The sequence below is a fragment of the Burkholderia sp. BCC0097 genome (assembly GCF_902832985.1).
In the GTDB taxonomy this organism is placed as follows: domain Bacteria; phylum Pseudomonadota; class Gammaproteobacteria; order Burkholderiales; family Burkholderiaceae; genus Burkholderia; species Burkholderia orbicola.
The window spans coordinates 280,255-305,760 of record NZ_CADFDM010000011.1; the positions used below are offsets into that span (position 1 = coordinate 280,255).

28 protein-coding genes are annotated in these 25,506 nt (G+C 66.8%); 21 read left to right on the top strand and 7 right to left on the bottom strand.

Going from position 1 to position 25,506, the window contains the following annotated elements:
• Positions 1-8 precede the first annotated feature (8 nt).
• The 11 genes from HWX07_RS31785 to HWX07_RS31835 all read left to right on the top strand — a co-directional run bounded on the left by HWX07_RS31785 (position 9) and on the right by HWX07_RS31835 (position 10,561).
• Complete coding sequence (locus HWX07_RS31785; protein WP_175879011.1) at positions 9-989, top strand: quinone oxidoreductase; 981 nt, start codon at positions 9-11, stop codon at positions 987-989.
• Positions 990-999: 10 nt separating this feature from the next.
• Positions 1,000-1,848 (top strand): TauD/TfdA family dioxygenase, encoded by an 849-nt coding sequence (locus HWX07_RS31790; protein ID WP_175879012.1) that lies wholly within the window; start codon positions 1,000-1,002, stop codon positions 1,846-1,848.
• Positions 1,849-1,978: 130 nt separating this feature from the next.
• Positions 1,979-3,034, top strand: a complete 1,056-nt coding sequence (locus tag HWX07_RS31795) for a 3-keto-5-aminohexanoate cleavage protein (protein WP_175879013.1) — start codon at positions 1,979-1,981, stop codon at positions 3,032-3,034.
• Between the two features lie 161 nt (positions 3,035-3,195).
• Positions 3,196-4,524, top strand: a complete 1,329-nt coding sequence (locus HWX07_RS31800) for an MFS transporter (protein ID WP_175879014.1) — start codon at positions 3,196-3,198, stop codon at positions 4,522-4,524.
• A 31-nt stretch (positions 4,525-4,555) separates the two neighbouring features.
• On the top strand, positions 4,556-5,131 hold the full coding sequence (locus HWX07_RS31805; protein WP_175879015.1) for an alpha/beta hydrolase: 576 nt from the start codon (positions 4,556-4,558) through the stop codon (positions 5,129-5,131).
• A 305-nt stretch (positions 5,132-5,436) separates the two neighbouring features.
• Positions 5,437-6,603, top strand: coding sequence for an extracellular solute-binding protein (locus tag HWX07_RS31810; protein WP_175879016.1), 1,167 nt, complete (start codon positions 5,437-5,439; stop codon positions 6,601-6,603).
• Between the two features lie 49 nt (positions 6,604-6,652).
• Complete coding sequence (locus HWX07_RS31815) at positions 6,653-7,732, top strand: ABC transporter ATP-binding protein (protein ID WP_175879017.1); 1,080 nt, start codon at positions 6,653-6,655, stop codon at positions 7,730-7,732.
• A 49-nt stretch (positions 7,733-7,781) separates the two neighbouring features.
• Positions 7,782-8,663 carry a sugar ABC transporter permease gene (locus HWX07_RS31820; protein WP_175879020.1) on the top strand — a complete coding sequence of 294 codons (882 nt, stop codon included), beginning with the start codon at positions 7,782-7,784 and terminating at the stop codon, positions 8,661-8,663.
• The gene (locus tag HWX07_RS31825) at positions 8,663-9,586 is read left to right on the top strand and encodes an ABC transporter permease (protein ID WP_175879023.1); all 924 of its coding nucleotides are present in this window, start codon (positions 8,663-8,665) and stop codon (positions 9,584-9,586) included. The genes HWX07_RS31820 and HWX07_RS31825 overlap by 1 nt, the downstream gene beginning before the upstream one ends.
• Positions 9,587-9,715: 129 nt before the next feature.
• The gene (locus HWX07_RS31830; RefSeq protein ID WP_175879025.1) at positions 9,716-10,153 is read left to right on the top strand and encodes a hypothetical protein; all 438 of its coding nucleotides are present in this window, start codon (positions 9,716-9,718) and stop codon (positions 10,151-10,153) included.
• A 195-nt stretch (positions 10,154-10,348) separates the two neighbouring features.
• Positions 10,349-10,561 carry a hypothetical protein gene (locus tag HWX07_RS31835; RefSeq protein WP_069256690.1) on the top strand — a complete coding sequence of 71 codons (213 nt, stop codon included), beginning with the start codon at positions 10,349-10,351 and terminating at the stop codon, positions 10,559-10,561.
• 202 nt (positions 10,562-10,763) lie between these two features.
• On the opposite strand, the gene HWX07_RS31840 is transcribed toward HWX07_RS31835, so the two are convergent.
• Positions 10,764-11,729: a D-2-hydroxyacid dehydrogenase gene (locus HWX07_RS31840; protein ID WP_175879027.1), complete on the bottom strand. Its 966-nt coding sequence runs from the start codon at positions 11,727-11,729 to the stop codon at positions 10,764-10,766.
• A 259-nt stretch (positions 11,730-11,988) separates the two neighbouring features.
• On the opposite strand from HWX07_RS31840, the gene HWX07_RS31845 reads away from it, so the two are divergent.
• From HWX07_RS31845 to HWX07_RS31865, 5 genes are all read left to right on the top strand, one after another.
• Positions 11,989-13,179 carry a CaiB/BaiF CoA-transferase family protein gene (locus HWX07_RS31845; protein ID WP_175879029.1) on the top strand — a complete coding sequence of 397 codons (1,191 nt, stop codon included), beginning with the start codon at positions 11,989-11,991 and terminating at the stop codon, positions 13,177-13,179.
• 21 nt (positions 13,180-13,200) lie between these two features.
• On the top strand, positions 13,201-14,163 hold the full coding sequence (locus HWX07_RS31850) for a hydroxymethylglutaryl-CoA lyase (RefSeq protein WP_175879031.1): 963 nt from the start codon (positions 13,201-13,203) through the stop codon (positions 14,161-14,163).
• A gap of 27 nt (positions 14,164-14,190) precedes the next feature.
• Complete coding sequence (locus tag HWX07_RS31855) at positions 14,191-14,574, top strand: VOC family protein (protein ID WP_175879033.1); 384 nt, start codon at positions 14,191-14,193, stop codon at positions 14,572-14,574.
• Between the two features lie 227 nt (positions 14,575-14,801).
• Positions 14,802-15,629 carry an alpha/beta hydrolase gene (locus HWX07_RS31860; protein WP_175879034.1) on the top strand — a complete coding sequence of 276 codons (828 nt, stop codon included), beginning with the start codon at positions 14,802-14,804 and terminating at the stop codon, positions 15,627-15,629.
• A 123-nt stretch (positions 15,630-15,752) separates the two neighbouring features.
• Positions 15,753-16,646, top strand: coding sequence for a LysR family transcriptional regulator (locus tag HWX07_RS31865; RefSeq protein WP_175879036.1), 894 nt, complete (start codon positions 15,753-15,755; stop codon positions 16,644-16,646).
• Positions 16,647-16,712: 66 nt separating this feature from the next.
• Here the strand turns inward: HWX07_RS31865 and HWX07_RS31870 are convergent, their stop codons facing one another.
• A complete protein-coding gene (locus tag HWX07_RS31870; RefSeq protein ID WP_175879038.1) occupies positions 16,713-18,176 on the bottom strand; it encodes an MFS transporter in 1,464 nt (487 codons plus the stop codon).
• A 485-nt stretch (positions 18,177-18,661) separates the two neighbouring features.
• Here HWX07_RS31870 and HWX07_RS31875 point away from each other — a divergent pair, with 485 nt between their 5' ends.
• The 3 genes from HWX07_RS31875 to HWX07_RS31880 all read left to right on the top strand — a co-directional run bounded on the left by HWX07_RS31875 (position 18,662) and on the right by HWX07_RS31880 (position 19,723).
• Positions 18,662-19,033 carry a GFA family protein gene (locus tag HWX07_RS31875; protein ID WP_175879040.1) on the top strand — a complete coding sequence of 124 codons (372 nt, stop codon included), beginning with the start codon at positions 18,662-18,664 and terminating at the stop codon, positions 19,031-19,033.
• Positions 19,030-19,158: a hypothetical protein gene (locus HWX07_RS37215; RefSeq protein ID WP_264170235.1), complete on the top strand. Its 129-nt coding sequence runs from the start codon at positions 19,030-19,032 to the stop codon at positions 19,156-19,158. Before HWX07_RS31875 ends, HWX07_RS37215 begins: the two co-directional genes overlap by 4 nt.
• A gap of 109 nt (positions 19,159-19,267) precedes the next feature.
• Positions 19,268-19,723 carry a MarR family transcriptional regulator gene (locus HWX07_RS31880; RefSeq protein WP_012328506.1) on the top strand — a complete coding sequence of 152 codons (456 nt, stop codon included), beginning with the start codon at positions 19,268-19,270 and terminating at the stop codon, positions 19,721-19,723.
• A gap of 52 nt (positions 19,724-19,775) precedes the next feature.
• Here HWX07_RS31880 and HWX07_RS31885 read toward each other — a convergent pair whose 3' ends face one another.
• The 4 genes from HWX07_RS31885 to HWX07_RS31900 form a co-directional block, all read right to left on the bottom strand.
• Entirely contained in the window at positions 19,776-20,492 is a 717-nt protein-coding gene (locus HWX07_RS31885) for a GNAT family N-acetyltransferase (RefSeq protein WP_175879041.1), read from the bottom strand.
• A 168-nt stretch (positions 20,493-20,660) separates the two neighbouring features.
• Positions 20,661-20,990 carry a DUF4148 domain-containing protein gene (locus tag HWX07_RS31890; protein ID WP_175879043.1) on the bottom strand — a complete coding sequence of 110 codons (330 nt, stop codon included), beginning with the start codon at positions 20,988-20,990 and terminating at the stop codon, positions 20,661-20,663.
• Positions 20,991-21,053: 63 nt separating this feature from the next.
• Positions 21,054-21,380 carry a DUF4148 domain-containing protein gene (locus HWX07_RS31895; RefSeq protein WP_175879045.1) on the bottom strand — a complete coding sequence of 109 codons (327 nt, stop codon included), beginning with the start codon at positions 21,378-21,380 and terminating at the stop codon, positions 21,054-21,056.
• 66 nt (positions 21,381-21,446) lie between these two features.
• Positions 21,447-21,866, bottom strand: a complete 420-nt coding sequence (locus HWX07_RS31900) for an organic hydroperoxide resistance protein (RefSeq protein ID WP_175879047.1) — start codon at positions 21,864-21,866, stop codon at positions 21,447-21,449.
• A 219-nt stretch (positions 21,867-22,085) separates the two neighbouring features.
• Between HWX07_RS31900 and HWX07_RS31905 the strand changes: the two genes are divergently transcribed.
• Positions 22,086-22,268 (top strand): hypothetical protein, encoded by a 183-nt coding sequence (locus HWX07_RS31905; protein ID WP_175879049.1) that lies wholly within the window; start codon positions 22,086-22,088, stop codon positions 22,266-22,268.
• Positions 22,269-22,531: 263 nt separating this feature from the next.
• A complete protein-coding gene (locus HWX07_RS31910; RefSeq protein ID WP_175879051.1) occupies positions 22,532-23,545 on the top strand; it encodes a hypothetical protein in 1,014 nt (337 codons plus the stop codon).
• 417 nt (positions 23,546-23,962) lie between these two features.
• Here the strand turns inward: HWX07_RS31910 and HWX07_RS31915 are convergent, their stop codons facing one another.
• Entirely contained in the window at positions 23,963-25,387 is a 1,425-nt protein-coding gene (locus HWX07_RS31915) for an ISNCY family transposase (protein ID WP_244110652.1), read from the bottom strand.
• Positions 25,388-25,506 lie beyond the last annotated feature (119 nt).

Here is a 25,506-nt window from a genome sequence, read left to right on the forward strand (position 1 = left end):
AGAACACGATGGCACATGCAGTGCGATTCCACGAAACCGGCAGCCCCGACGTACTGCGCTGGGAGGCGGTCGAGGTCGGCGATCCGGGCCCCGGCCAGGTGCGCCTGCGGCACGAGGCGGTCGGCCTGAACTTCGCCGACACGTATTTCCGCAGCGGCCTGTATCCGGTTCCGCTGCCCGCCGGCATCGGCGTCGAGGCGGCGGGTGTGGTAGACGCCGTCGGCCCCGGCGTGACGAACGTCGCGGCCGGCGATCGCGTGACGTACACGGGCTTTCTGAACACGCTCGGCGCGTACAGCACCGAACGGCTGATCACGGCCGCGCCGCTCGTCCCGCTGCCGGCCGGCATCGCGTGCGAAACGGCCGCCGCGATGACGATGCGCGGCCTCACGTCGGCGTACCTGCTGCGCCGCATCCACGCGTTCGCGCCGGGCGACACGATCCTGCTGCATGCGGCCGCCGGCGGCGTCGGGCTGATCGTGTCGCAATGGGCGAAGCTGCTGGGGCTCACGGTGATCGGCACCGTCTCCAGCGAACACAAGGCCGCGATCGCCCGCGCGCACGGCTGCGACCATACGATCGACTACAGCCGCGAGGACGTCGCGAAGCGCGTGCGCGAACTGACGGACGGCGCCGGTGTCGACGTCGTGTTCGACAGCGTCGGCAAGGACACCTTCGAAGGCTCGCTCGATTCGCTGAAGCGGCGCGGGCTGATGGTGTGCGTCGGCACCGCGTCGGGCCCGATCCCGCCGTTCGACCCGCAGCGCCTCGCGATGAAGGGCTCGCTGTACCTGACGCGCCCGGCGCTGGCCGACTACATCGCCGATCCGGCCGAGAAGAACGATCTGGCCGGCGAACTGTTCGCGCACGTCGCGGCCGGCCGTATCAAGATCGAGATCAATCAGCGCTACGCGCTGCAGGACGCCGCGCAGGCGCACCGCGATCTCGAATCGCGCAAGACGACCGGTTCGTCGGTGTTCATCGTCTGAGGAGGCGCGCATGCGAGTCGAACCCCTGACCTGTGCGATCGGCGCGGAACTGCTCGGCGTGAACCTCGCCGACGCCGTGCACGACGACGGCCTGTTCGCCGAGATCCGTACGCAGTTGCTCCGGCATCGCGTGCTGTTCCTGCGCGACCAGGACATCACGCGCGCCGAGCACGTCGCGTTCGCGCGGCGCTTCGGCGAACTCGAGGATCATCCGGTCGCCGGCAGCGATCCCGAGCACCCGGGGCTCGTGCGCATCTACAAGTCGCCCGGCCAGCCGAACGACCGCTACGAGAATGCGTGGCACAGCGATGCGAGCTGGCGCGTGGCGCCGCCGTTCGGCTGCGTGCTGCGCTGCATCGAGGGTCCGCCGGTTGGCGGCGACACGATGTGGGCGAACATGGTGCTCGCGTACGAGCGCCTGCCGGACCACGTGAAGCAGCAGATCGCCGACTTGCGCGCGCGCCACAGCATCGAGGCGAGCTTCGGCGCGGCGATGCCGATCGACCGGCGCCTCGCGCTGAAGGCGCAGTATCCGGACGCCGAGCATCCGGTCGTGCGCACGCATCCGGAAACCGGCGAAAAGGTACTGTACGTGAACGCGTTCGCCACGCATTTCACGAACTTCCACACCCCGGCGCGCGTGCGCTTCGGACAGGACGCGAACCCCGGCGCCGGCCAGTTGCTGCAGTACCTGATCAGCCAGGCCTATATCCCCGAATACCAGGTGCGCTGGCGCTGGAAGAAGCACAGCGTCGCGATCTGGGACAACCGCAGCACGCAGCATTACGCGGTGATGGATTACCCGCCGTGCGTGCGCCGGATGGAGCGCGCGGGCATCGTCGGCGACGTGCCGTTCTGAGCGAGAGCGCACCTTAACCGATCCGCAACGCCGCACATGACACGCGCCGGGCTCGCCGCCCGGCGCGGCGGGATACGCACGCCCGTACGGCCGTACGCCCGACACACAACGATTCCCACTGGAGGACGACATGCAATTTCTCGACGATTCGCTGCACCCGGAAAACCAGGACAAGGTGGTCATCACGGTCGCGCCGTACGGCCCCGAATGGATGCCGGCCGATTTTCCGGAAGACATTCCGGTGACGATGGACGAGCACGTGCAGAAGGCCGTCGACTGCTACAACGCGGGCGCGACGGTGCTGCACCTGCACGTGCGCGAGCTCGACGGCAAGGGCAGCAAGCGGCTGTCGAAATTCAACGAACTGCTCGGCCGGTTGCGCGAAGCGGTGCCCGACATGATCCTGCAGGTCGGCGGCTCGATCTCGTTCGCGCCGGAAGGCGACGGCGCCGAGGCGAAATGGCTGTCCGACGACACGCGCCACATGCTCGCCGAGCTGACGCCGAAGCCCGACCAGGTGACGGTCGCGATCAACACCGTGCAGATGAACATCACCGAGCTGATGAACCGCAAGGACATCGCCGGCACATCGCTGAACGAAGCCGCGCTGTGGGACGCGTATCGCGAGATGACGGTGCCGGCCGGCCCCGGTTGGGTCGACGAACACCTGCGCCGCCTGCAGGCGGCCGGCATCCAGCCGCATTTCCAGCTCACCGGCATGCACGCGCTCGAAACGCTCGAACGGATCATCCGGCGCGGCGTCTATCGCGGCCCGCTGAACGTCACGTGGGTCGGCATCGGCGGCGGTTTCGACGGCCCGAATCCGTACAACTTCATGGAGTTCGTGCGGCGTTGCCCGGACGGTGCGTGCATCACCCTCGAATCGCTGATGAAGAACGTGCTGCCGATCAACACGGTCGCGATGGCGCTCGGCCTGCATCCGCGCTGCGGGATCGAGGACACGATCATCGACCAGAAGGGCAACCGGATGACGTCGGTGCAGCAGGTCGAGCAGTGCGTGCGGATCGCCCGCGAACTCGGCCGCGAGATCGCGACCGGCCAGGAGGCGAAGACGATCTACCGGATCGGCGTGCAGTACGACGGCGTCGACGAAACGCTCGCGCAGCTCGGGATGGCGCCGAACCGCCGGCCGGGCCAGGTGAGCGTGCCGCTGCGCGCGGCCTGACGCATAGCGCACCGGGCGGCCCGCGAGCGCCGCCCGCCGATCGATGTGGCGCGGCACCCATCCTCGCGTATCGGTATCGCGCGAGGCAGGCTCCGCCGAACGGAGCGGGGCCGCGCAAGCCGCGCCGACGCATTGCCGCCCCGGCGCCGGAGGAGACACGCATGTTGATTCATCACGTCGAGCCGTCGCTGCAGGACCTGACGGCTACCGAGCGCCGCGCGCCTGCGTATGCGTGGCTCGTGTTCGGGCTGACCGTCGGCCTGCTGCTGTCGGACTACATGTCGCGGCAGGTGCTCAATGCCGTGTTCCCGCTGCTCAAGCACGCGTGGGCGCTGTCGGACACGCAGCTCGGTTCGCTGTCCGGCGTCGTCGCGCTGCTGGTCGGGCTGCTGACGTTTCCGTTGTCGGTGCTGGCCGACCGCTTCGGACGCGTGCGCAGCATCGTGCTGATGGCCGCGTTGTGGAGCGTCGCGACGCTCGGCTGCGCGCTGTCGACCGGCTACACGGAGATGCTGGTCGCGCGCGGCCTCGTCGGGCTCGGCGAAGCCGCGTACGGCAGCGTCGGCGTCGCGCTGATCCTCAGCATCTTTCCGGCCCGGCTGCGCGCAACGCTGACCGGCGCGTTCATGGCCGGCGGCGCATTCGGCTCCGTCTTCGGGATGGCGCTCGGCGGGCTGGTCGGCGCGCATCTCGGCTGGCGCTGGTCGTTCGGCGTGATGGCCGCGCTCGGCATCGTGCTGCTCGTCGCGTATCGCTGCGCCGTGACCGAGCGGCGGCTCGCCGCTTGCCGCGTCGAACCGTGCCGGCGCGACGCCGACGCGCCACGCGACCTGCGCGGCAGCGTGCGCGCGCTGATGTCGGGGCTGTTCGCGTCGCGCTCGGTGATCTGCGCGTATCTCGGCAGCGGGTTGCACCTGTTCGTGCCCGGCGCGCTGTTCGCATGGCTGCCGAGCTACCTGAACCGCTATTACGCGATGGCGCCCGACCGCGCGGCCGTCGCCGCAGCCGGCTTCGTGCTGCTCGCGGGCGTCGGGATGGTCGGCTGCGGCATCGTCACCGACCGCGTCGGGCGGGGCGACGGCTCGCGCAAATGGCTGACCGCGATCGCGTATTGCGTGCTCACCGGCGTGTGCCTCGCGATCGCGTTTCGGCTGCCGCCCGGGCCGCTGCAGCTCGTGCTGATCTGCGCGGGCATGCTGGTCGGCGCGGGCGCGTCCGGCGCATCGGGCGCGATGGTCGCGAACCTGACGCCGGCCGCGATCCACGCGTCGGCGTTCGCGACGCTCACGCTCGCGAACAACCTGCTCGGCATGGCGCCGGGCCCGCTGCTGACCGGGTGGGCGGCCGATCGCGCCGGGCTCGTCGGCGCACTGCAATGGATTCCCGTCGTGCCGCTCGCGGCGGCCGTGCTGTTCGCGATCGGACGCGCGAGCTATGCGGCCGATCTCGCGCGCGCCGAACGCGAACGGCGCGCGACACGACTTTCCTGAATCTTCTTTCCGAACGCTTCCTGGAGGCTGCATGACCCTGGCGACCTCGCCCACCATCCTGATCGTGCCCGGCTTGCGCGATCACGTCGAAGACCACTGGCAGACGCATCTCGAACGACGCTTGCCGAACGCGCGCTCCGTCGCCCCCCTCGAGACCGACAAGCTGAGCCGCGCCGCGCGTGTCGCGGCACTCGATGCGGCGCTGACCGCGATCGACGGCCCGGTGATGCTGGTCGCACACAGCGCGGGCGTGATGATCGTCGTGCACTGGGCGCGGCAGGCGACCCGCCCAATTCACGGTGCGCTGCTCGCGGCACCGGCCGATCTCGATACGCCGATGCCCGAAGGCTACCCAGCGCCCGAGACGCTCGCCGCGCACGGCTGGACCCCGGTGCCGACCGGGCCGTTGCCGTTCCCGAGCATCGTCGCCGCGAGCCGCAACGATCCGCTCGCGCGCTTCGAGCGCGTCGAGCGGCTGGCGGCCGGGTGGGGCAGCCAGCTCGTCGATCTCGGCGAGGCGGGACACCTGAACCCGGCATCCGGCTACGGCGAGTGGCGGGATGCGGAGCGGTGGATCGGGGAAGTGGCGGCGCTCGGCGCGGCCTGACCGATCCATCCGCCGCGCACGGGCCCGACCGGCCCGGCGCGCCTGCCGTGCCCCCCACGGGCGGCCATGCTGTCCGACGGAATTTCGTTGCGCCGCCTAGCGAGATACGACGTCCTAACACGCCTCTCGCCGCGGCTCCCCACTTTGCAACCACGCGGTCATCGTGCAATTCGTCAACCCACGGAAGCTTTTTGTCAGGGAAAGTCCCGCCCCGAATCCGGTGGTTTTTTGTTGACCGACATCGTATAACGCCGTCATGATTTCCTGACAAGAAAGGTCCCATCCACCGACCGAAGTGAGGAGACATGAACACCACCCCGATCGCTCGCCGTGTCCGCCGGATCGCACTCGCACTGGGCTTCACGCTGTCGGCGGCCGCGGCCGTTGCCGCCCCCGTATCGCTGAACATCGTCGACGTCGCAGGCAACCTGCAGCTCACGCAGAAGGCCATCGAGGCGTTCAAGGAGAAGAATCCGACCCTCGTCGCGAACGTCACGTTCACGAACGCACCCGCGCCGCAGTTGCCGGGCAAGATCAAGGCGATGCAGGCGGCGGGGCGCTCCGACATCGACCTCGTGCTGACGGGCACCGACGCGCTGGCCGCGGGCATCGAGCAGAACCTGTGGCAGAAGCTGCTGCCCGACAACGCGGCCGCGTTACCCGGCGTGCTCGACAAGTACGCGCCCGGCCCCCGCAAGATGCAGGATCTCGCGCAGGGCTTCGGCCTCGAAGTCACCTACATGCCGGCCGGCCCGCTGCTCGAATACAACCCGGCGAAGGTCAGCGATCCGCCGAAGACGCCCGACCAGTTGCTCGCGTGGTGCAAGGCGCACCCGAACAAGCTGATCTATGCGCGCCCCGCGAACTCGGGCCCCGGCCGCACGTTCCTGATGGGGCTGCCGTACGTGCTCGGCGACAAGAATCCGCAGGACCCGATCAACGGCTGGGACAAGACCTGGGCGTTCCTGAAGCAGTTGAACGACTGCGTGCCGTATTACCCCGGCGGCACGTCGGCGGTGATGAAGGAGCTCGGCGAGGGCACGCGCGACATGACCGTGACCGTCACCGGCTGGGACATCAACCCGCGCGCGCTCGGCATCGTGCCGGCCGAATTCAAAATCCAGGCGTTCGACAACATGACGTGGGTCAACGACGCGCACTACATGGTGATCCCGAAGGGCGTGCCGAAGGAAAAGCTCGACGTGCTGTTCAAGCTGATGAATTTCCTGCTCGAACCGGCGCAGCAGGCGATGACCTACGACGACGGCTACTTCTATCCGGGCCCGGCGGTAAAGGGCGTGACGCTCGAGATGGCGCCCGCGCACAGCCAGGAAGTGATCAGGAAATTCGGCCGTCCCGAATACGCGAAGCTGCTCGCCGATCGCCCGCACGTGCAGCCGCTCAACGCGCAGGCGATGGTCGCCGCGTTCCAGAAATGGGATCGCGAGATCGGTTCGCAGAAGTCGAAGTGACGCCTGAACCGGCGGGCGCCGCGGCGCCCGCGTCGATGGAGTTAGCGGAATGAAGCACAGTTTCGAACGGTTGCGGCTCGACGGCGTGTGCCGCAGTTTCACCAATGCGCAAGGCGCACAGGTCGCCGCGCTGAACGGGCTCGACCTCGAGATCCGGCGCGGCGAATTCATCGCGCTGCTCGGCCCGTCGGGCTGCGGCAAATCGACCGCGCTGAATTGCATCGCGGGGCTGCAGCCGCTCACGCGCGGCGGCATCTGGCTCGACGACACGCGCATCGACGTGCTGCCGCCCGAGCGCCGCGGCTTCGGGATGGTGTTTCAGAACTACGCGCTGTTTCCGCACATGTCGGTGCTCGACAACGTCGGCTTCGGCCTCAAGATGCGCGGCGTGGCGAAGCAGGAAACGCGGCGGCGCGCGCAGCAGGCACTCGAGCTCGTGCAACTCGTCGGTCACGAAGGCAAGCTGCCCGGGCAACTGTCGGGCGGGCAGCAGCAGCGCGTCGCGATCGCGCGCGCGATCGTGATCGAGCCGCCGCTCGTGCTGATGGACGAGCCGCTGTCGAACCTCGACACCAAACTGCGCATCGAGATGCGCGCGGAAATCCGCCGCATCCACACACAGCTCGAACGCGCGACGATCTACGTGACGCACGACCAGGACGAGGCGCTCTCGATGGCCGACCGCATCGTCGTGATGAAGGAGGGCGTCGTGCAGCAGGTCGCGTCGCCGAAGGACGTCTACACGCGCCCGCACAACCTGCATGTCGCGCGCTTCATGGGCTATCGCAACGTGCTGCCGTTTACGCTCGAAGGAATGGCCGGCGATGGCGTTCAGGCGACGGCCGGTGGCGTGCGCCTCATCGGCGTCCCGATGGCCGGCTTCGACGCGAAGCAGGTCGTGATTGCGCTGCGTCCGGACGACATCGAGCGCGCGGAAGAAGGCGCCGACAATGCGTTCGACGCGACCGTCGAGACGGTCGAGTACGGCGGCCGCGACTCGCTGATCCGCGCGATCACGCCGTTCGGTTCGATCTGGGCGCGCGTGGCCGGCGAGTTCGCTCAAGGCGAGGCGCTGCGGCTGCGCGTCGCGCCGTCGCGCACGCTCGTCTATGCGGGAGACGCGCAATGAACCGCCCGCGCAACCCGGCATGCGCGGCGGCGTTGCGCCCGGAGGCCGCATGAGCACGCTCGCGACCGGCGGCGCGACGCGCGACGCGAAAGCCTGGCTCGTCGCGCCGGCGCTCGCGTTCATCGCCGCGCTGTTCATCTATCCGTTCGCGTACGGCCTCGTGCTGTCGTTCCAGCCGACGAACGCGACGAACGGCGGCGGCGCGCTCGCGAACTACGTGCAGTTCTTCACCGACACCGCGATGTGGCCGACCGTGCTCGTCACGCTGAAGCTCGCGGTGCCGGCGACGCTGCTCAACGTCGGCATCGCGGTGCCCGTCGCATTCGCGCTGCGCCGCAATTCGCCGTACCAGAAGTTCGTCACGACGCTGCTCGTGATTCCGGTCACGCTCGGCACGGTGCTCGTCGCCGACGGGATGCTCACGTATTTCGGTCCGAACGGCTGGTTTCCGCAGGCGCTGCAAGGGCTGCACCTGTACACCGACGAAGTGCGCCTCACACACAACTACTGGGGTGTGCTGCTGTCGCTGATCGTGTCGGGGTTTCCGTTCGCGTTCCTGTTGATGCTGTCGTACATCAGCGGCATCGATCCGACCCTCGCGCGCGCGGCAGCCACCCTCGGCGCGAACCCGTGGCAGCAGTTTCGTCAGATCTACCTGCCGCTGCTCGTGCCGGGGCTCACGATGGCCGCATGCCTGTCGTTCGTGCAGGCGTTCTCGGTGTTTCCGTCGGCCGTGCTGCTCGGCGCGCCGGCCGGGCCGACCCGCGTGATCTCGATCGCGGCGGCCGAAGCCGCGTTCGAGAGCTACGACTATTCGCTCGCGTCGGCGATCGCGATCGTGATGGGCTTCGTGCAGCTGCTGGTGGTCGCGTCGATGCTCGGCGCGCGCCGCTTCTTCTATACGGGCGCGGTGACGGGAGGCAAGGGCTGATGGCGACCGACGATCATGCCGCCCGCACGTGGCCGCCGAAGCACGACGCACCCGATGCGCGGCCCGTCGATGCAGGGAAACCGCACCGGATGAAAAGCAATCTCGCCGGCCGTGCATGGAAGGCGTTCGTCTGGGGGCTGATGGCGTTCTTCCTGTTGAACGTGATGCTGCTGATCGCGACCGTCGCGGTGAACTCGGTCGCGACGCGCTGGTTCGGCACGCCATTGCCGCAGGGCTTCACGCTGCACTGGTATGCGAAGGCGTGGGACGACTTCCAGCTCGCGAGCGTGCTGTGGGTGACCGTCGAGGTCGTCGGCGCGGTCGTGCTGCTGTCGATCGCGCTCGGCGTGCCGGCCGCGTATGCGCTCGCGCGCGTGCGGTTTCGCGGCAAGCGCTTCGCGCTGCTGGTGTTCCTGCTGCCGCTGATGGTGCCGCCCGTCACGTACGGGATTCCGATGGCGACGGTGATGTACAAGATCGGGCTCGCGGGCACGCTGCCGGGCGTGATCCTCGCGAACCTCGTGCCGGCGCTGCCGTTCGTGATCCTCGTGATGACGCCGTTCATCGAACAGATCGATCCGAACCTCGAAGCCGCCGCGCGCATCTTCGGCGCGAACACGTGGCGCTATTTCCGCTACGTGCTGCTGCCGCTGCTGGTGCCCGGCATGCTCGCGGCCGGGCTGCTCGTGCTGGTGCGCACGATCGGGATGTTCGAGCTGACGTTCTTCACCGCGGGCCCGAGCACGCAGACGCTCGTCGTCGCGCTGTATTACGCGGTGTTCTCGACCGGCGTGCGCGCGCCGCAGTCGATCGACGCGATGGCGATGATCTACATGGCCATCACGCTCGTGTGGGTCGTGATCGCGCTGCAGTTCGTCAGCCCGACGCAGCTCGTGAGCCGCGTGAAGCAGGAGCGGCAGTAGGCGAGTGCATCGCCCGATCGCGTCGGCCGCCACGCTGTCACGCAGCCGTGCAATTGGTTACAAATGGATACCGCGCACGACGCGCGGACGTTGCAGACTACGCGGCGTTCACCCGATCCATAGATATCCATGAAGTTTCAAACGCTGTTGACACTCGCCGGCGCCTCGACGCTGCTCGCCGCCTGCAACCTGCTTCACGACGGTCCCGGATCGAGCGACGTCGACGCCGCGGTGCGCCGTGCGCTCGAAGCGGAAAACCACGGCGGCCTGAACGCGCTGTTCGGTCAGCCGTTGCCCGTGTCGGCCGACGTGATCTCGGCGAAACCCGACGGCGACTGCAGGAAGCTCGGCGATCGGACGTACTCGTGCGACGTCGTGGTCACGTGGCGCAATACCGATTACTCGCCGTCACGCGCGAACCTGACGTTCGTGAAGGCGGCCGACGGTTCGTGGCAGACCTCGGGCGTCGACGCGGCAATCGCGACGGGCGCCGCCAAGTCGATGATCGACAAGATCGGCAAGGCATGGCCCGGCAATGCGGCCAGCGGCGCGTCGGCGCCGCAGTGACGCCCGTGCGGCGAGCCTTCTTCTCCCTGGTCCTGTAGGCAGCCCCTTCGCGCGGACCGCGCTGCTGCCGTTCCCGATAAAAAGGGCGCAAGCACCGCGCCTATCTCGTTTGAACGATCCTCGGTATGCAGGCAGGGTTATAGGGAAAACCCTTATCTCAAGGTATAATTCCGGCCATGAGAGAAAGGTCATACCATGCCTGAACGCTTCCAAACCCTTGAGAAATTTGTATTTTCCCTCGTCGTGATGTCCGCCGTCGTGTGCTCGGCCTTCCTCGCGTACGAGCGTCATCCCGAGATCAAGATCGCGCTGCACGAAGGCGAGGCGCTGATGCGCGAGAGCGCGAAGTACTCGGCCATCTGCTCGCCGTCCAAGGTCGATCCTTGCGTCGAGATGTCCGCTTACTGAGCCAGCTTTCCGCCTTTCGGATTTGCCCTACATCACCGCCGGTCTGAATGCCTTGACGTAACGTTCATCAGGTATTCAGAAACCGGCCGCAAGATAGGGCGGACGCACGAACCCGTCACGTGCCGAGTCGCTGGCGTAAGCAGCCCCGCATTCAGCCGGCCCCGCTTCGAGCAATCGAGCGGGGCCGTTCTGTTGGTGCGTGTCACACGACATGCCGCGGTTCACCCCCGACGAACGCGGCGACGTTGTCCACGAGCTGATCGGCCAGCGCCTGCATCGCCTCGTCGCTCGCCCACGCGACGTGCGGCGTCAGGATGAACGCCGGGTGCGACAGGATCGCGTGAAACGGATGCGCGGCCGGCAGCGGCTCCTGCGTGACCACGTCGAACCCGGCGCCCGCGATCTGCCCCGACTGCAACGCATCGACGAGCGCGCTTTCGTCCACGAGCCCGCCGCGCGCGGTATTGATCAGCAGCGGCCGGCGCGCCATCCGCGCGAACGCGCGTGCGTCGATCAGGTGCCGCGTGGCCGGCGTGAGCGGGCAGTGCAGCGTGATCACGTCGCTGTCGCGCAGCAGCGTGTCGAGCGGGGCATGACCGTCGCCCGATGTGTCGCCGTGCGCCGCGAACAGCACCCGCATGTCGAGCGCACGTGCGATGGCGGCCACCGCACGCCCGAGCACGCCGTCGCCGACGATCCCGAGCGCCGAACCGGCCAGGTCGCGAATCGGATGATCGAAGAAGCAGAACTGCCCGCTGTCGAGCCAGCGCCCCGCGCGCACCGCGTCGCGATAAGCGACGAGGCTGCGCCGCAGCGTGAAGATCAGCGCGAACGTATGCTCGGGCACCGTGCGCACCGCATAGCCGCGAATATTGCTCACGACGATTCCGCGTGCCGCACAGGTATCGAGATCGACGATGTCCGTGCCGGTCGCGGCGATCGCGATCATCCGCAACCGCCGCGCGTCGGCGAGGGCCGTCGCGTCGAGCCGCACCTTGTTGGTCACGACGATGTCCGCATCGCGGATGCGCGCCGCGACTTCGTGCGCGGCCGTCCGGTCGAACGCCTGCACCACGTGCGGAAACGGAAACGGCTTCGGCACCGTCCGCGGCGACAGCGTCGCGCGGTCGAGCCACACGATCTTCGCGGGAGAGGAAACGGAAAACATGGCGGATCTCGCTGACAGGCGCCCGATGGCGCGGAATGGACCAGATTCTGCCGGCCGCGCGCGCACCGTCGTTTGACCGTTGCGCGAGCGCGCTTTCCCGGATGGAAAGGCTGACGCGTCACACGTGGCCGACGACGCGCCCGCGCGGTCGCACGCCTTTCCGTTTCGGAAAGTGGGGTTGACCATCGATCGATTTTCGCCGGGCGCGAACGCCGTCATGATCGCCGTCATCGACAACACGATTTCATCGGAGACAGTCATGACACGCCCCCTGGACGGCATCCGCGTGCTGGAGCTTGGCCAACTGATCGCCGGGCCGTTCGCGGGCCGGATGCTCGCCGAATTCGGCGCGGAGGTCATCAAGGTCGAGCCGCCGGGCGTCGGCGATCCGCTGCGCAAATGGCGGCTGCTGCACGACGGCACGTCGGTCTGGTGGGCCGCGCAGTCGCGCAACAAGACCTCGCTCACGCTCGACCTGCGCACGCCCGAAGGGCAGGACGTCGTGCGCCGCCTCGTCGCCGACACCGACGTGCTGATCGAAAACTTCCGGCCCGGCACGCTCGAAGGCTGGGGGCTCGGCTGGGATGCACTGTCCGCGATCAATCCGGGCCTTGTGATGCTGCGCGTGTCGGGCTTCGGGCAGACGGGCCCGTATCGCGACCGCCCCGGCTTCGGCGTGATCGCCGAAGCGATGGGCGGCCTGCGCCACCTGACCGGCGAGCCGGGCCGCACGCCGGTACGCGTCGGCATCTCGCTCGGCGATTCGCTGTCGGCGCTGCACGGCGTGATCGGCGTGCTGCTCGCGTTGCGGCATCGCGAACAGCAGGGCGGCAACGGGCAGGTCGTCGACGTCGCGCTGTACGAATCGGTGTTCAACATGATGGAAAGCCTGCTGCCCGAATACGCGGCGTTCGGCGCGGTGCGCGAGCCGGCCGGCAGCAGCCTGCCGGGCATCGCGCCGACCAACGCGTACCGCTGCCGCGACGGCCGGTACGCGCTGATCGCCGGCAACGGCGACAGCATCTTCCGGCGCCTGATGGAACTGATCGGCCGGCCCGATCTCGGCAACGATCCGGCGCTCGCGCACAACGACGGGCGCGTCGCCCAGGTCGCGCGCATCGATGCGGCGATCGGCGAGTGGAGCGCCCGCCACGATCTCGACGACGTGCTCGCCGCGCTGCACGACGCGCGCATTCCGTCCGGACGCATCTACGACGTGGCCGACATCGCGGCCGACCCGCACTACCGTGCGCGCGACATGATCGTCGACGCCGCGCTGCCCGACGGCACCCCCGTGCTCGTGCCGGGCATCGTGCCGAAACTCGACGCGACGCCCGGGCGCATCGAGCGGCCGGCGCCCGCACTCGGCGCGGATACCGATGCGGTGCTCGAATCGCTCGGCATCGATGCGGCGACGCGCGACGATTGGCGCACGCGCGGCGTGATCTGAAACAACCATCGGGACGAACCCATGAACCGGCATCCGCAACGACTCCATATCCACGAAGTCGCGACCCGCGACGGTTTCCAGAACGAGGCCGTGTTCGTCGACACCGACGACAAGATCGCGCTCGTCGACGCGCTGAGCGCCTGCGGCTACGCGAAGATCGAGGTCACGTCGTTCACGTCGCCGAAGGCGATTCCCGCGCTGCGCGACGCGGAAGCCGTGATGCACGGCATCGTGCGCGCGCCGGGTGTCGTCTATACGGTGCTCGTGCCGAACGTGCGCGGCGCCGAGCGCGCGCTGTCGTGCGGCGTCGACGAGGTGAACCTCGTGATATCGATGAGCGAGAGCCACAACCGCGCGAACCTGCGGATGACGCGCGAGCAGTCGTTCGCGCAGCTGCGCGACGTGATCGACGCGGTGCGCGGCACGGGTGTCGCGATCAACGTGTCGCTGTCGACCGCGATGGGCTGCCCGATGGAAGGCGACGTGCCGGCCGAAACGGTGCTCGCGTGGATGCAGCGCTTCGCGGATCTCGGCGTGCACGGCTTCACGCTGTGCGACACGACGGGCATGGCGTTTCCGTCGCAGGTGCGCGATTTGTCGCGCCGCGCACGCGAGCGCTTCGGCCCGTTGCAGCTCACGCTGCACTTCCACAACACGCGCGGGATGGCGCTCGCGAACACGCTCGCGGCGCTCGACGCCGGCATCGACCGCTTCGATGCGTCGCTCGGCGGGCTCGGCGGTTGCCCGTATGCGCCGGGCGCGACCGGCAACGCGTGCACCGAGGAACTGGTGCACATGCTCGAACTCGATGGCTACGATACGGGCATCGATCTTGCGGCCGTGCTCGCCGCGTCGGCGCGCCTGCCTGCGCTGATCGGGCACGACGTGCCGAGCCAGATCCTGAAGGCCGGGCGCCGCTCGGACCTTCATCCGCCGCCGCGCGCCAACGCCGGCGACATGCCCGCGCAACGCGCTTTCTCGTGAACGTCAACAGAAACAGGAGCGAATTCCATGGCGCTGATTGACCACCTCGATCATCTCGTGCTGACCTGCGTCGATCCGGAACGGACGAGGCATTTCTACACCGAGGTGCTGCAGATGCAGCTCGAAACCTTCGGCTCGGGCCGGCTCGCGTTCCGTTTCGGCAACCAGAAGATCAACCTGCACGTGCGCGGCGCGGAATTCGAGCCGAAAGCCCATGTGCCGGTGCCGGGCGCGCTCGACCTGTGCTTCATCGCGTCGGTTCCGCTCGACGACGTGATCGCGCACCTGCGACGCGTCGACTGGCCGATCGTGGAAGGGCCCGTCGAACGCACGGGCGCGACACAGAAGATTCGTTCGGTCTACGTGCGCGACCCCGACCTGAACCTGATCGAAATCTCCGAGCTGATCTGACCTGCCGGGGGCGGCCGCCTGCACGAGCACCCGCACGCTGCGGGCACGGCGCCACAGTCCTTCGCCGAAAGCGGACAGGCACGGTGCCGCGCCCGCCGATTCCGGATAGCCGTACGCGGGCGCGCCGCGGATAATGGCGCAACGGCGTCGGCCCGGCCGCCGCCTTCGCCGCGCGCACGGCGCCAATCTGCCGCGCGCATCCGCAACCCGATCCGGGCGATTCGCCAATGACGATCCTCTATCGCGGCATGGACCGCGCGGCGCTCGACGCCGCGTACCTGAACACGAAGGCCGTTCCCGATTTCCCCGCGCTGCTGGCGTCATGCCAGGCGCGCAGCGCGGCGCTGTATGCCGCGACGCCCGGCCGCCGCGACCTGCGTTACGGCGCGCAACCCGCGCAGCGCTTCGACTGGCTGCCGTGCGGGCAGCCCGACGCGCCGCTGTTCGTGTTCATCCACGGCGGCTACTGGCAGCACTGCACGAAAGAGGATTTCGCGTATGCGGCGAGCGGGCCGCTCGCACGCGGCTACGACGTCGTGCTCGCCGAATACACGCTCGCGCCGGTCGCGACGATGACCGATATCGTCGGCGAAATCGGCGCGCTGCTCGACCATCTTGCGGCCGACCCCGACGGCCTCGGCATCGCGGGGCGGCCGATCCACCTGAGCGGCCATTCGGCGGGCGGCCACCTGACGGCCATGCATCGCGCGCATCCGGCCGTCGTGTCGGCGCTTGCGATCAGCCCGCTCGTCGATCTCGAACCGATCGCGCTGTGCTGCCTGAACGACAAATTGCAGCTCACCGCGCGCGAGGTCGAAGCATACAGTCCGCTGCGTCACATCGGACCCGGCGCCCCGACCGTCGTTGCGGTCGGCGACGCCGAACTGCCCGAACTCATCCGGCAAGCAGACGTGTACGCGACGGCGTGCGAAGCGGCCGGCGAGCGGATCGCCCGCGCGTGGCTGCCCGGCATGCAGCACTTCTCGGTGCTCGACGATCTCGCGACGCCGGACGGCGCGATGCTCGCCGCGTTGCACGCAATCGCGCCGCGCTAGCCGCGCCACGTCGCGCGGCGTCGCGCCGTATCGGGCATATCGCACGCGCCAAGGCCCGGCGTATGATCGGCGTCAGGCCGGCGCGCTGACCGCACACCCCGCATGGCCCTTCAGGATCCCGACATGGTGAACCCGCTTCATTTCGATCTGCAGTCGCTGCGCGTGTTCGCGCTCGTCGCGGAGCACGGCAGCCTGACGAAGGCGGCCGAACACGGCCAGCTCACGCTGTCCGCGGTCAGCAAGCGCATCGCCGAACTCGAAAGCGTGACCGGCAGCGCGCTGTTCGTCCGGCACGCGCGCGGCGTCGAGCTGACGCCCGCGGGCCGCGCGCTGCTCGATCATGCGGCGAAGGTGATCGAGCAGGTGAACCGGATGGCGCACGAGATGAGCGACTACGTCGCCGGCGTGCGCGGCCATATCCACGTCTGGACCAACACGTCCGCGATCGTCCAGTTCCTGCCCGCCGATCTCGCGGCGTTCCTCACCGACAACCCCGGCATCAAGGTCAGTCTCGAGGAGCGGCTGAGCCACGAGATCGTCGACGCGCTCGCATCGGGCAAGGCCGATCTCGGCGTATTCGCCGACAACGTGCCGGCGCCCGGCATCGAACGGCGGCTGTACCGGCGCGACGAGCTCGTGCTGCTCGTGCCGCGCACGCACCGGTTCGCCGCGCGCGAGCGCATCCGCTTCGCGGATACGCTCGACGAGGACTACGTGGGCCTGAGCGACGGCAGCTCGCTGCTCGCGCGGATGACCGACGCCGCGTTCGCGGCCGAGCGCTCGCTGAAGCTGCGAATCCAGGTATCGAATTTCGACGGCGTGAGCCGGATGATCGAGGCCGGGCTCGGCATCGGCGTGCTGCCGCGCGATGCGGTGACCGCCGAGCGCGCGGCGCGGCTCGGTGTCGTGAAGCTCGACGACGCGTGGGCGACGCGCACGCTGTGGGTCGGCGTGAAGGCGGGTAGCGTGCTGACGACCGACGTCGCGAAGCTGTTCGACTTCATGTCGGCGCGGTGAATGCGAGGATGAGACGACACGGCGACGCGCGGGCATGCGCCCGTGCGCGCCGTGCCGATCGCCGCGTCAAACCGGGTTGATCTCGTCCTGGCTGCGCCGCGTGGTCAGCGGCCCCAGCACGCGCAGCGTGACGGCGACGATGCCGAGTGCGACCGAGATCACGCCGAACATCGCGCCCGCGCCGTAATTGACGAGCACCGGCAGCAACACGAACGGCAGCGCGCCGCTGACGATCCGCGACAGCGCATAGGTACTGCCGATCGCCGTCGAACGCACGCGCGCCGGGAAAATCTCGGCCTGATACACGTGATACGCATTGCTGAACACGTTCGATGCGCACGTCGTCAGGAACCCGAAGCCGACGATCAGCACGGTATTGCCCGAATACGCGAAGCACAGACCGAACACCGCGATCGACAGGATCGACACGATCACCAGCGTGCGGCACTCGATCCAGTTGAGCAGCGGAATCGACAGCAGCGAGCCGATCGGATAGCCGATGAACGACAGCGCGATGAACAGCGTGCTGTCCGTCACGTCGAAGCCGCGGCTTTTCACGACCGCGCCGGCCAGCGTGCCGAACCCGTAGTAGCCGAAGCCTTGCAGCAAGTGAAAGATCGCCAGCATCACGTAGCGCGCGCCATACGGTTGGCGGCGCAACAGCGCGATGCGCTCGCCGAGCCCGAGCGGCCGCTGCGTCTCGACCGGTTCCGCGAAGTGTTCGGGCACACGCACGCCGGCGCTTTCCGCGAAACGCCGCAGCGCCGCGTGCGCATCGGCCGTGCGGCCTTGCGCGAGCAGCCAGCGCGGGCTTTCCGGCAGCCGGTGCTGGACGAGCAGCACGTACACGGCGCCGAGGCTGCCGATCGCGAGAATGATGCGCCAGCCGGCGACGCCCGCCACATGCAGCGGGTTCAGCCACAGTGCGAGAAAGCCGACGAGCGGCACCGCCACGTACGAAGTCGTGTAGGCCCACGCGGCGAGCCGCCCGCGCTTGTCCTTCGGCAGGATTTCGGACAGGAAGCTGTCGGCGACCGGATAGATCGCGCCGACGCCGATGCCCGTCAGGAACCGGCATGCCACGAGCATGTCGGCGTTCACGGAAAACGCACCGACCAGCGAGAACGCGCTGTACCACCCGAGCGTGAGCAGGAACGCCTTGCGCCGGCCGATGCGGTCGGCCAGGCTGCCGAGGCACATCGCGCCGACGAACATGCCGATGAACGCGGACGCCAGCAATAGCTTGAAATCGGCGCTTTGCCGGCTCAGCCCGTATTCGTGCTGCAACGCGGAGCCGATCGTACTGACGAGAAAAATCTCGTACATGTCGAAGAACAGTCCGACGCCGATTACCCATACGACGAATCGATGCAATGCGCCGACCGGCAGATCGTCCATGAAATCGCCGAGCGTGACGCGGCGGCCGGGAAGGGCTGCTGCATCGGCGCCGGTGCCTGCTGAAGCGGCCGGCGGCCGGGCGGATTCAGGTCTGCCCGCATGGCCGCCGAGGTCGAGGGATTGGCTGTTCATCGTGTCTCCTGATTATCGATATGCCGTGGCGCTGGGCCTGGCGTTCGCGACCGGTGTAACGCGCCGGCCACGCGACGCGACGGCAGGCATCGCCGGGTTCGTGCAAGAGCCGCCCGTGCGGGCTGCGCCGATCGTCCGACACATGGTGGGCAAATCGGCGGCACGTGATAATTGCGGATGTTTCAAGCGTCCTTTCCTGAGCAGAAAGGGTCGGGCGCGCGTGGCGGCCCGTATTCGCCTGGCAGGTCGTTGCAGCCTGGGTGGCGGGCGGGGACGTAACGAAAACGATGCGCATCCGCGCCATCCCGCGGGCCGGGAAAACCATGACCCCTGCTGTGTGGGCGCCGGCGCAACCGTTGCCGGACTGATCGCGCGCGCCGCGGATGTGCAATGTCCTGTATCTGCGCCGAGCGCGGATACAGTGCGATACAACGCCCGCGCGCGGGTTCGCTATAAAGCAGGCATGACCTCTTTCGGAGCCCGTCATGTCTGCCACCCGGTTCAAGGGGTCCTGCCATTGCGGGGCCGTCAAATTCGAAGTCACCGCGGCCATTGCACCGGCCGTCCGCTGCAACTGCAGCCTGTGCCGCCGGCGCGGCGCGCTGATGAGCCCGATGTTCGCCGCCGCCAACCTGACGATCGTCGAAGGCGAGGGCGCGCTGACGTGCTATCGCTTCAACACCCATACCGCACGCCACTATTTCTGCAGCCGGTGCGGCGTCTATCCGTTCCACCAGACCCGCAAGGACCCGGCATGCTGGCGCGTCAATCTCGGCTGCCTCGACGGCGTCGATCCGACCGCGCTCGACGCGACGGTCCTCGATGGCGCGAGCCTTTCGGTCGTGGAGGACGCATGAAGCGCTGGCTGATGATCCTGCTGTTTGCCGCGGGCGGGCTCGCGACCGAAATCACGCATCCGGTGCAGTGCACGTTGCTGTCGATCAGCCGTCAGCCAACCGGCAAGCGCCGCAAGCCGGACTGAACGAGCGCGGCGCGTCAGCCGATCTACACCGATTATCATGCTTCCGATAATATCGCATGCGATATATAATGCGATTGTCTGCGACCGTTCGCGTCGCTGGAGGAAGACCATGAAACCGACCGAAACCCCGTCGTCCGCCGCACCGAAGCTGTCCGAGTTCCTGTGCTTTGCGATCTACTCGGCGAACCTTGCGTTCGGCAAGGCATACAAGCCGATCCTCGACGAGCTCGGCCTCACGTATACGCAATACATCACGATCATTGCGCTGTGGGAGCAGGACAACCAGACCGTCGGCCAGCTCGGCGAGAAGCTGTTCCTCGAATCCAATACGCTGACGCCGATCCTGAAGAAGCTCGAGGCAATGGGCTACCTGGAGCGGCACCGCGATCCGTCCGACGAACGCCAGGTGCTCGTCAGCCTGACGAAAAGCGGCCGACGCGTGCGCGAGAAGGGGCTCGACATGAACCTGGTCGAAGCCACCGGGTTGAAGCCGGACGAGTTCGCCAAGGTACAGAAGGCGATCGTCACGCTGCGCGGCAACCTGATCCGGTCGACCGAAGCCTGAAAGCACTCAGGCACGACAAGCGGCCGACGCGGAAATCGCGCCGGCCGCTTTGTCACGCGTGCGCATCGCCCAGCACCAGCAGGTGCATCTCGCGACGGACCACGAAACCGAGCGCGAGATAGCGTTCGATCGCCACCCGGTTCGTCGTGAGGACGTGCAGGAACGGCGTTTCCGCACGCGCGCCGATCGTCGCGATCAACGACCGGATCAGCCGCGCGGCAAGCCCTCGCCGGCGAAACGCCGCGTCCACGCAGACGGCGCTGATTTCGGTATATCCGTCGACCTGCATCCGCTGGCCGGCCATCGCGGCCAGCCGGCCTTCACTGCGCACGCCGATATAGTGGCCAAGCTCGAACGTGCGCGGGCCGAACGGGCCCGGCTGGGCGGCGGCGGTCAGCGCGAGCATGTCAGGCACGTCGGCTTCGCCGAGCGGAACAGGCTCCGCTTCGTGCGTCGTGTCCAAGGTTCCTTGCCAGGTCATTTGAAGCAACGTCGCTCGCCGAATCACCGACAAGGCTGCCGGCGGCTCGATCTCGTCCGGCGTGACGAGCGCCGCCGGGCCGTGTGTGGTAATCAGCCCGCACAGCGCGTCGAACGACGCCGGGCTCGTGTCGTCGATCGCGGCAAATGGCGCGATGGCCGTCGGAAACCGCAGCGCACGACCGTCGCCGAGCGCAAAGCGGCGCTGCCTGCCCGTGAGCGCATTCCAGACGACCCGGTCGAGCACGTGCGCATCGGTTGTCGCGTTTCCGGTCATGGCGTCCGGCATCGGCGGCTCCTTGGTGGAAGAGGGGTGCCGCACAGAATAATCCTGGATGGGGGCGGGCGGATAGCACGGCGAACGCAGATCCGGACAACACCAATAGAAAAGCGCACGCGACTACATCGCATGCGCTTTATATGGCGGACTTCAGCGGCCGAATTTGCCGTACCGCGCTCAATGCCCGAAATAAATCGAACGATCGGCGGTACGCAGCGTGTTTCGGCTGCCGGACTGCGTGGCACCGCCGGCATCGCTGCCGTAACCGGCTGCCTGCGTATCGGCCGCGACGGCGCCGTCGTCGCGAATCCGTTTCAGCGCCGCCTGGATATTGGTCGGGTAGTTCGGATCGTTGGGGCGGTTCGGCTGGTAGCCGGCTTGCTGCAACGCGGCCAGTTCCGCCCGCACCTGCGCACGTGTGACGGTGCTTTCGCCGGCAAAAACCGGTGCGGCGACGGAGGCCGACACGGCAACGAGAAGGGCGGCAATCAGTTGGGTCTTCATCATTCACCTCGACAAAATGGAATCAGGAATAAACAGGGATCAGGGTTCACGTACCGGGCGTGGTGCTCAGTGACCGAAGTACACCGAGCGCTCGCCCACGCTTGCGACATACCGGCGGCCGGATTGCGTCGCGGTGTCGCCGTTACCGCCGTAGCCGGAAGCCGGTGCGTTGGCCGCGACGGCATCGTCGGCGTGGATCTGCGTCAACGCGGCCTGCAGATCGTTCGGGTAGGTGGCGTCCGTCGCGCGGTTCAGCGGATAGCCGACGTGTTGAAGCTGCGCAAGTTCGGCGCGCACCTGCGCACGCGTCACGGTGGCTTCATTGGCAAACGCGGGAGCGGCAACGGCAGCCGAAACAGCGACGAACAGGGCAGCGATCAATTGGGTTTTCATGTTTCACCTCGATGGAAAAGGAATCGGGAATTCGGCAGGACGGCGCTCGGCCGACCGGCGCTACGTTCAGGCGATCCGGATCTCGACGTCGATGTTGCCGCGCGTCGCCTTCGAATACGGGCAAGTCTGATGCGCGGCGTCGACGATGCGTTGCGCGACGTCGCGCTCGAGCCCCGGCACGCTCACGTTCAGCCGGGCTTGCAGGAAGTACGCGTTGCCCGCCGTGCCGAGGTCCACTTCGGCGTCGACCCCGAGATCGGCCGGCAGCGTCACCTTCGCGGCACGCGCCGCAAGCTGCATCGCGCCGATGAAGCAGGCCGACCAGCCGGCCGCGAACAGCTGTTCCGGGTTGGTGCCGGTGCCCGCGCTGCCCGGCGACGACAACTGGATGTCGAGGCGGCCATCGGAACTGCGCGCGGCGCCGTCGCGGCCGCCGGAAGTCGTATGCGTCTTGCCCGTGTACAGCACTTTGTCGATCTTGCTCATCATTTACTCCGTCGGTTGAGGTTTGTTTCAGATGCGATTCGATCGCATGCGACGCAGTTTCCGCCTGACGGCTATCCACGTCAAGCGCATTCGATTAAATCGCATGCGATATTTGTATTTCAATGTATCTGAATCGTGTCGTGCCTTGCAGGGCGGGGCTTTCAGACGATCCAGACCTGATTAATTCGTGGTCGCTGGCCCGACGGTGCCGTCTCGCCGATGGGGTTTCAGATGCTCGGCACGGTGCTCGCCGCGCTGGAGCCGGATACGCCGACGTTGCGTCCGCTGTTCGGCAAAGCGGTGCCCGACGTTGCGTCCAGGCGCCTCGACGCGCCGCGCGAAGATCGAAGCATGGCGCGATCTCACCGAGGGAGCCGATTTTCTGGTGATTTGATGGCCTGAACCTTCTGCCTCAGAACACGCAGTTCGATCAAACGATACTCTTATTCGGATAACTTTTCTTATCATAATAGGTTTATTGAAAATCCAAACTGGCGTCCATTGAAACGCGCCCGACCCGACGCACTCTCATGCCCTGATACCGAACATGCTCGCCATCAGGGCAGGGGAATTGCCGTAAACGCGTGTTCGACGCCTGCTGTCCGCCGCCTATAATCGGTATCAACTTTTCCAGGAAAACGCGCTTACCAAGGTGAGGGGGCCACATGGGAGAGTGCCGTTACATCTGGTCGCGCTTCGTCCTCACAAGCTCGATCGCCGGCCTGACAATGCTGGCATGCCCGGTACACGCGCACGCCGAGGATGGTCCTTCGAGTAGTTCGCCGAGCGGGCTCAAATCGGAGAGAACGCTCAACGCCTATGCGGTGTACGGCGACGGACGAGCGACCGAGGGTGGCGATATGCATTGGCGCGCGTACGAAGTCGGCTTCGGTGACGTCTTGAACGATTACCTGTCGGTCTACCTCGCGTACATGAACGAAGGGCATCCGTTGAATCACCACCGTGACGGTTTTGCCGCCCTGGGTTCATTTCGTTGGCCGGTCGGAAGTCGCCTGGCGCTCGAATTTTCGGCGGGCCCGTACTTCAGCATGGACACGACACATGTCGACGGCCAGCCACGCAATGACAAGCGCTGGGGCGTGCGTGCGTCGGCAGCGGTGCGGTATTACGTCGTTCCCAAGCGCTTCTTTCTCAAGGTGCAGTACAACCACGTCCAGATGATTGGCGGATTCAATTCCGACGCGGTACTCTTCGGCATCGGCTCGGATTTCGGCGGCGATCCTGGCCCTGCGTTTTCGGACGGCAAGACGCAGGTCGGCGTTTGGGCCGGGACGTCGCAGACGAATCGTCCTCAAGTACCGATCGAAAGGGGGTACATGGTCGAAGTCAAGCGGCCGCTCGGCAATACGTGGGCCTATTCGGCGAGCTTCGTCTACGAAGGTAACAATGGCGTTGCCGGCCGACGCGGCGTGGCCGGGCAATTCTGGTACGTCGCGCCGATCAAGAGCAAATGGACGCTGTCGGCGGGCGTCGGTCCGTATCTCTCGCGGGATCGGAACGACGGCTCGGGCAGGACGCGACTCAATGCGTTGCTCAGCGCGCAAGTGGCCTATCAGGTGACGGACGATTGGGCAGCGAGCCTGCGCTTCAATCGTGTCGCAACTGGCAACGACAAGGACCAGGACATGTTCATGGTTGGCGTGGCGCGCAATTTCTAGGCACTCGTTCCTCTGCGCCCGCGCATTCTGATGAACAAAACCGGCTGGACCGCGCTCCCGCAACCGGGCGACCAACCGGCGCATCTGTCGTGTCGTCGATCCGGTTTGAGCCGGGCGTCGGCTACGTCCTGAATGGCCTTGAATCGATCCAGCTCGCGCATCGTCATCGTGATCCGCTCCGTTGCAGCCATCGCAGCCTCCGGCGCCGGGAAACCGGCAGCCGGACAGCTTACGCGGCCCGAAAGCGGACATTTCAACTTTGCCCAGATACGACATTACAACTTTGCTCTTACATCTAATGTCATACCCGGATTCAGATGTCGTAGCGCCAGCTAAATACAGATGTCGCATGTTTCATCGGCCTTTCCATCCCTTTAACGTTGAAGCGCCGAGCTTGAAGCAGCAGGGCGCTTACGTTCACCCGCGGGCCTTCGCAGACCGCCGATTCGATTCCGTTTGATGTGTTTGTGAAGCGACCTGCAGGATGGCTGCTTCGATATCAGTTTCCGTGAACGCGCGCTGTTTCTTGGCACCTGGCAACGATGCCTTGGCTCGTACCGGTAGCCCTCGATTGGCGCGCGACGGGGAACCCGAAATCCGCCGGTTATCGCGCTGCGCTTGAATCGCTTCAGCCACTTGCAGCGCGTGGCTCAGGCGCTTGTGTTCGATGATCGCGCCTTGATCGACCTCTGCCAGTTTGTCGTAAAGACGACATCGCAATACCTCGCCATCAGCCCGGATCTCGATCCGACCATCCGGATACTCCCAGACGTCGATGTAGCGATGAATCAACTTCCGATTCTCGAGCGTATCGTCCAGCAAATACAGCACCCGGTCGTACAGCACCGTGAGCGACTTCGAGACCCGACGCGTTTCGCGCCAGGTCATCACCCGGTCCAGATTCTCGTCGTCTCGCAGCGGCCGGTGCGCATTGAAGTCGCTGCGCGGCGGCTTCGCGAAGCGACGGTTGAAATCAGCGATGAAGGAGGGCGCATACGCGTTGGCGTCGGCTACCGTGCTGATGCCGCGCAAGCGCATTTCCTTGACCAACCGGTCCTGCAGCGTCAGGTTGGCCCGTTCCACTCGTCCCTTCGCCGAACTGCTGTTCGCGCAGAACGTGTCGATGTTCAGCTCGTACATGGCCCTGCCAAACTGCGTCACGCTGCTGCCGGTCTTGCCCGCGGTCGGGCTGCGGAACACGCTGTACTTGTCGCTGTAGAACGCCACGGGCTTGCCATGGCGCTCCAGATACGTCCGCGTCGCCTCGAAGTAGCTGAACGTCGATTCGGTCTGCGTGAAGTGCAGCATCATCAGCCGGCTCGTCGCGTCGTCCACATACACCAGCAGCGTGCAGGCCGGTGCCCGTTCCTCGAACCACCGATGATCGCTGCCGTCGATCTGGATCAGCTCGCCGAGGCAAGCCCGGCGCGCTCGCGGCTGATAAACCTTCGGCGGTCGTTGCCGGCGCGGAATCCACAGCCCGGCGTCCGTCATCAGCCTTCTGACCGTCTCCTTCGACAACTGCAGCCCGTGGCATTCCCACAGCTTCTCGCAGGCCAGCGTCGGCCCGAAATCGGCGTAGCGCTCACGAATCAGGCTCAAGGCACGATGCGCCAAATCCTCGGGCAGTTGATGGTTGCTCGCGTGACCACGACGCTGCGAAATCAGCCCGACCGGGCCAGCAGCGCGATACCGGGCGACCAGCCGTTCAATCTGCCGGCGACTGATCCCGAGCCGCTCCGCGGCTCGCCAAGGCATCAGATGCTGCTCGATCACGGCTTCCACGACCTTCAGACGGTCCAGCTCCCGCATGCTCATGGTGATCAGTCCAAGTTGGCCCACGATGCGCTCCGGCAGTTCAAACCGCCGCCAGCATGCGCCGAAACCCTCGAACTACGACATTTCAACTTTGCCCAGATACGACATTACAACTTTGCTCTTACATCTAAAATGTCGATAAT

Excerpts from the sequence above, each read along its gene's own strand:
- HWX07_RS31785 (WP_175879011.1), top strand. The coding sequence starts at position 9 with ATGGCACATGCAGTGCGATTCCACGAAACCGGCAGCCCCGACGTACTG.
- HWX07_RS31825 (WP_175879023.1), top strand. The coding sequence starts at position 8,663 with ATGGCGACCGACGATCATGCCGCCCGCACGTGGCCGCCGAAGCACGAC.
- HWX07_RS31890 (WP_175879043.1), bottom strand. The coding sequence starts at position 20,990 with ATGATGAAGACCCAACTGATTGCCGCCCTTCTCGTTGCCGTGTCGGCC.
- HWX07_RS31885 (WP_175879041.1), bottom strand. The coding sequence starts at position 20,492 with ATGCCGGACGCCATGACCGGAAACGCGACAACCGATGCGCACGTGCTC.
- HWX07_RS31795 (WP_175879013.1), top strand. The coding sequence starts at position 1,979 with ATGCAATTTCTCGACGATTCGCTGCACCCGGAAAACCAGGACAAGGTG.
- HWX07_RS31805 (WP_175879015.1), top strand. The coding sequence starts at position 4,556 with ATGACCCTGGCGACCTCGCCCACCATCCTGATCGTGCCCGGCTTGCGC.
- HWX07_RS31895 (WP_175879045.1), bottom strand. The coding sequence starts at position 21,380 with ATGAAAACCCAATTGATCGCTGCCCTGTTCGTCGCTGTTTCGGCTGCC.
- HWX07_RS31910 (WP_175879051.1), top strand. The coding sequence starts at position 22,532 with ATGGGAGAGTGCCGTTACATCTGGTCGCGCTTCGTCCTCACAAGCTCG.
- HWX07_RS31850 (WP_175879031.1), top strand. The coding sequence starts at position 13,201 with ATGAACCGGCATCCGCAACGACTCCATATCCACGAAGTCGCGACCCGC.
- HWX07_RS31865 (WP_175879036.1), top strand. The coding sequence starts at position 15,753 with ATGGTGAACCCGCTTCATTTCGATCTGCAGTCGCTGCGCGTGTTCGCG.
- HWX07_RS31835 (WP_069256690.1), top strand. The coding sequence starts at position 10,349 with ATGCCTGAACGCTTCCAAACCCTTGAGAAATTTGTATTTTCCCTCGTC.
- HWX07_RS31815 (WP_175879017.1), top strand. The coding sequence starts at position 6,653 with ATGAAGCACAGTTTCGAACGGTTGCGGCTCGACGGCGTGTGCCGCAGT.
- HWX07_RS31900 (WP_175879047.1), bottom strand. The coding sequence starts at position 21,866 with ATGAGCAAGATCGACAAAGTGCTGTACACGGGCAAGACGCATACGACT.
- HWX07_RS31810 (WP_175879016.1), top strand. The coding sequence starts at position 5,437 with ATGAACACCACCCCGATCGCTCGCCGTGTCCGCCGGATCGCACTCGCA.
- HWX07_RS31845 (WP_175879029.1), top strand. The coding sequence starts at position 11,989 with ATGACACGCCCCCTGGACGGCATCCGCGTGCTGGAGCTTGGCCAACTG.
- HWX07_RS31840 (WP_175879027.1), bottom strand. The coding sequence starts at position 11,729 with ATGTTTTCCGTTTCCTCTCCCGCGAAGATCGTGTGGCTCGACCGCGCG.
- HWX07_RS37215 (WP_264170235.1), top strand. The coding sequence starts at position 19,030 with ATGAAGCGCTGGCTGATGATCCTGCTGTTTGCCGCGGGCGGGCTCGCG.
- HWX07_RS31800 (WP_175879014.1), top strand. The coding sequence starts at position 3,196 with ATGTTGATTCATCACGTCGAGCCGTCGCTGCAGGACCTGACGGCTACC.
- HWX07_RS31905 (WP_175879049.1), top strand. The coding sequence starts at position 22,086 with ATGGGGTTTCAGATGCTCGGCACGGTGCTCGCCGCGCTGGAGCCGGAT.
- HWX07_RS31870 (WP_175879038.1), bottom strand. The coding sequence starts at position 18,176 with ATGAACAGCCAATCCCTCGACCTCGGCGGCCATGCGGGCAGACCTGAA.
- HWX07_RS31880 (WP_012328506.1), top strand. The coding sequence starts at position 19,268 with ATGAAACCGACCGAAACCCCGTCGTCCGCCGCACCGAAGCTGTCCGAG.
- HWX07_RS31830 (WP_175879025.1), top strand. The coding sequence starts at position 9,716 with ATGAAGTTTCAAACGCTGTTGACACTCGCCGGCGCCTCGACGCTGCTC.
- HWX07_RS31855 (WP_175879033.1), top strand. The coding sequence starts at position 14,191 with ATGGCGCTGATTGACCACCTCGATCATCTCGTGCTGACCTGCGTCGAT.
- HWX07_RS31860 (WP_175879034.1), top strand. The coding sequence starts at position 14,802 with ATGACGATCCTCTATCGCGGCATGGACCGCGCGGCGCTCGACGCCGCG.
- HWX07_RS31820 (WP_175879020.1), top strand. The coding sequence starts at position 7,782 with ATGAGCACGCTCGCGACCGGCGGCGCGACGCGCGACGCGAAAGCCTGG.
- HWX07_RS31875 (WP_175879040.1), top strand. The coding sequence starts at position 18,662 with ATGTCTGCCACCCGGTTCAAGGGGTCCTGCCATTGCGGGGCCGTCAAA.
- HWX07_RS31790 (WP_175879012.1), top strand. The coding sequence starts at position 1,000 with ATGCGAGTCGAACCCCTGACCTGTGCGATCGGCGCGGAACTGCTCGGC.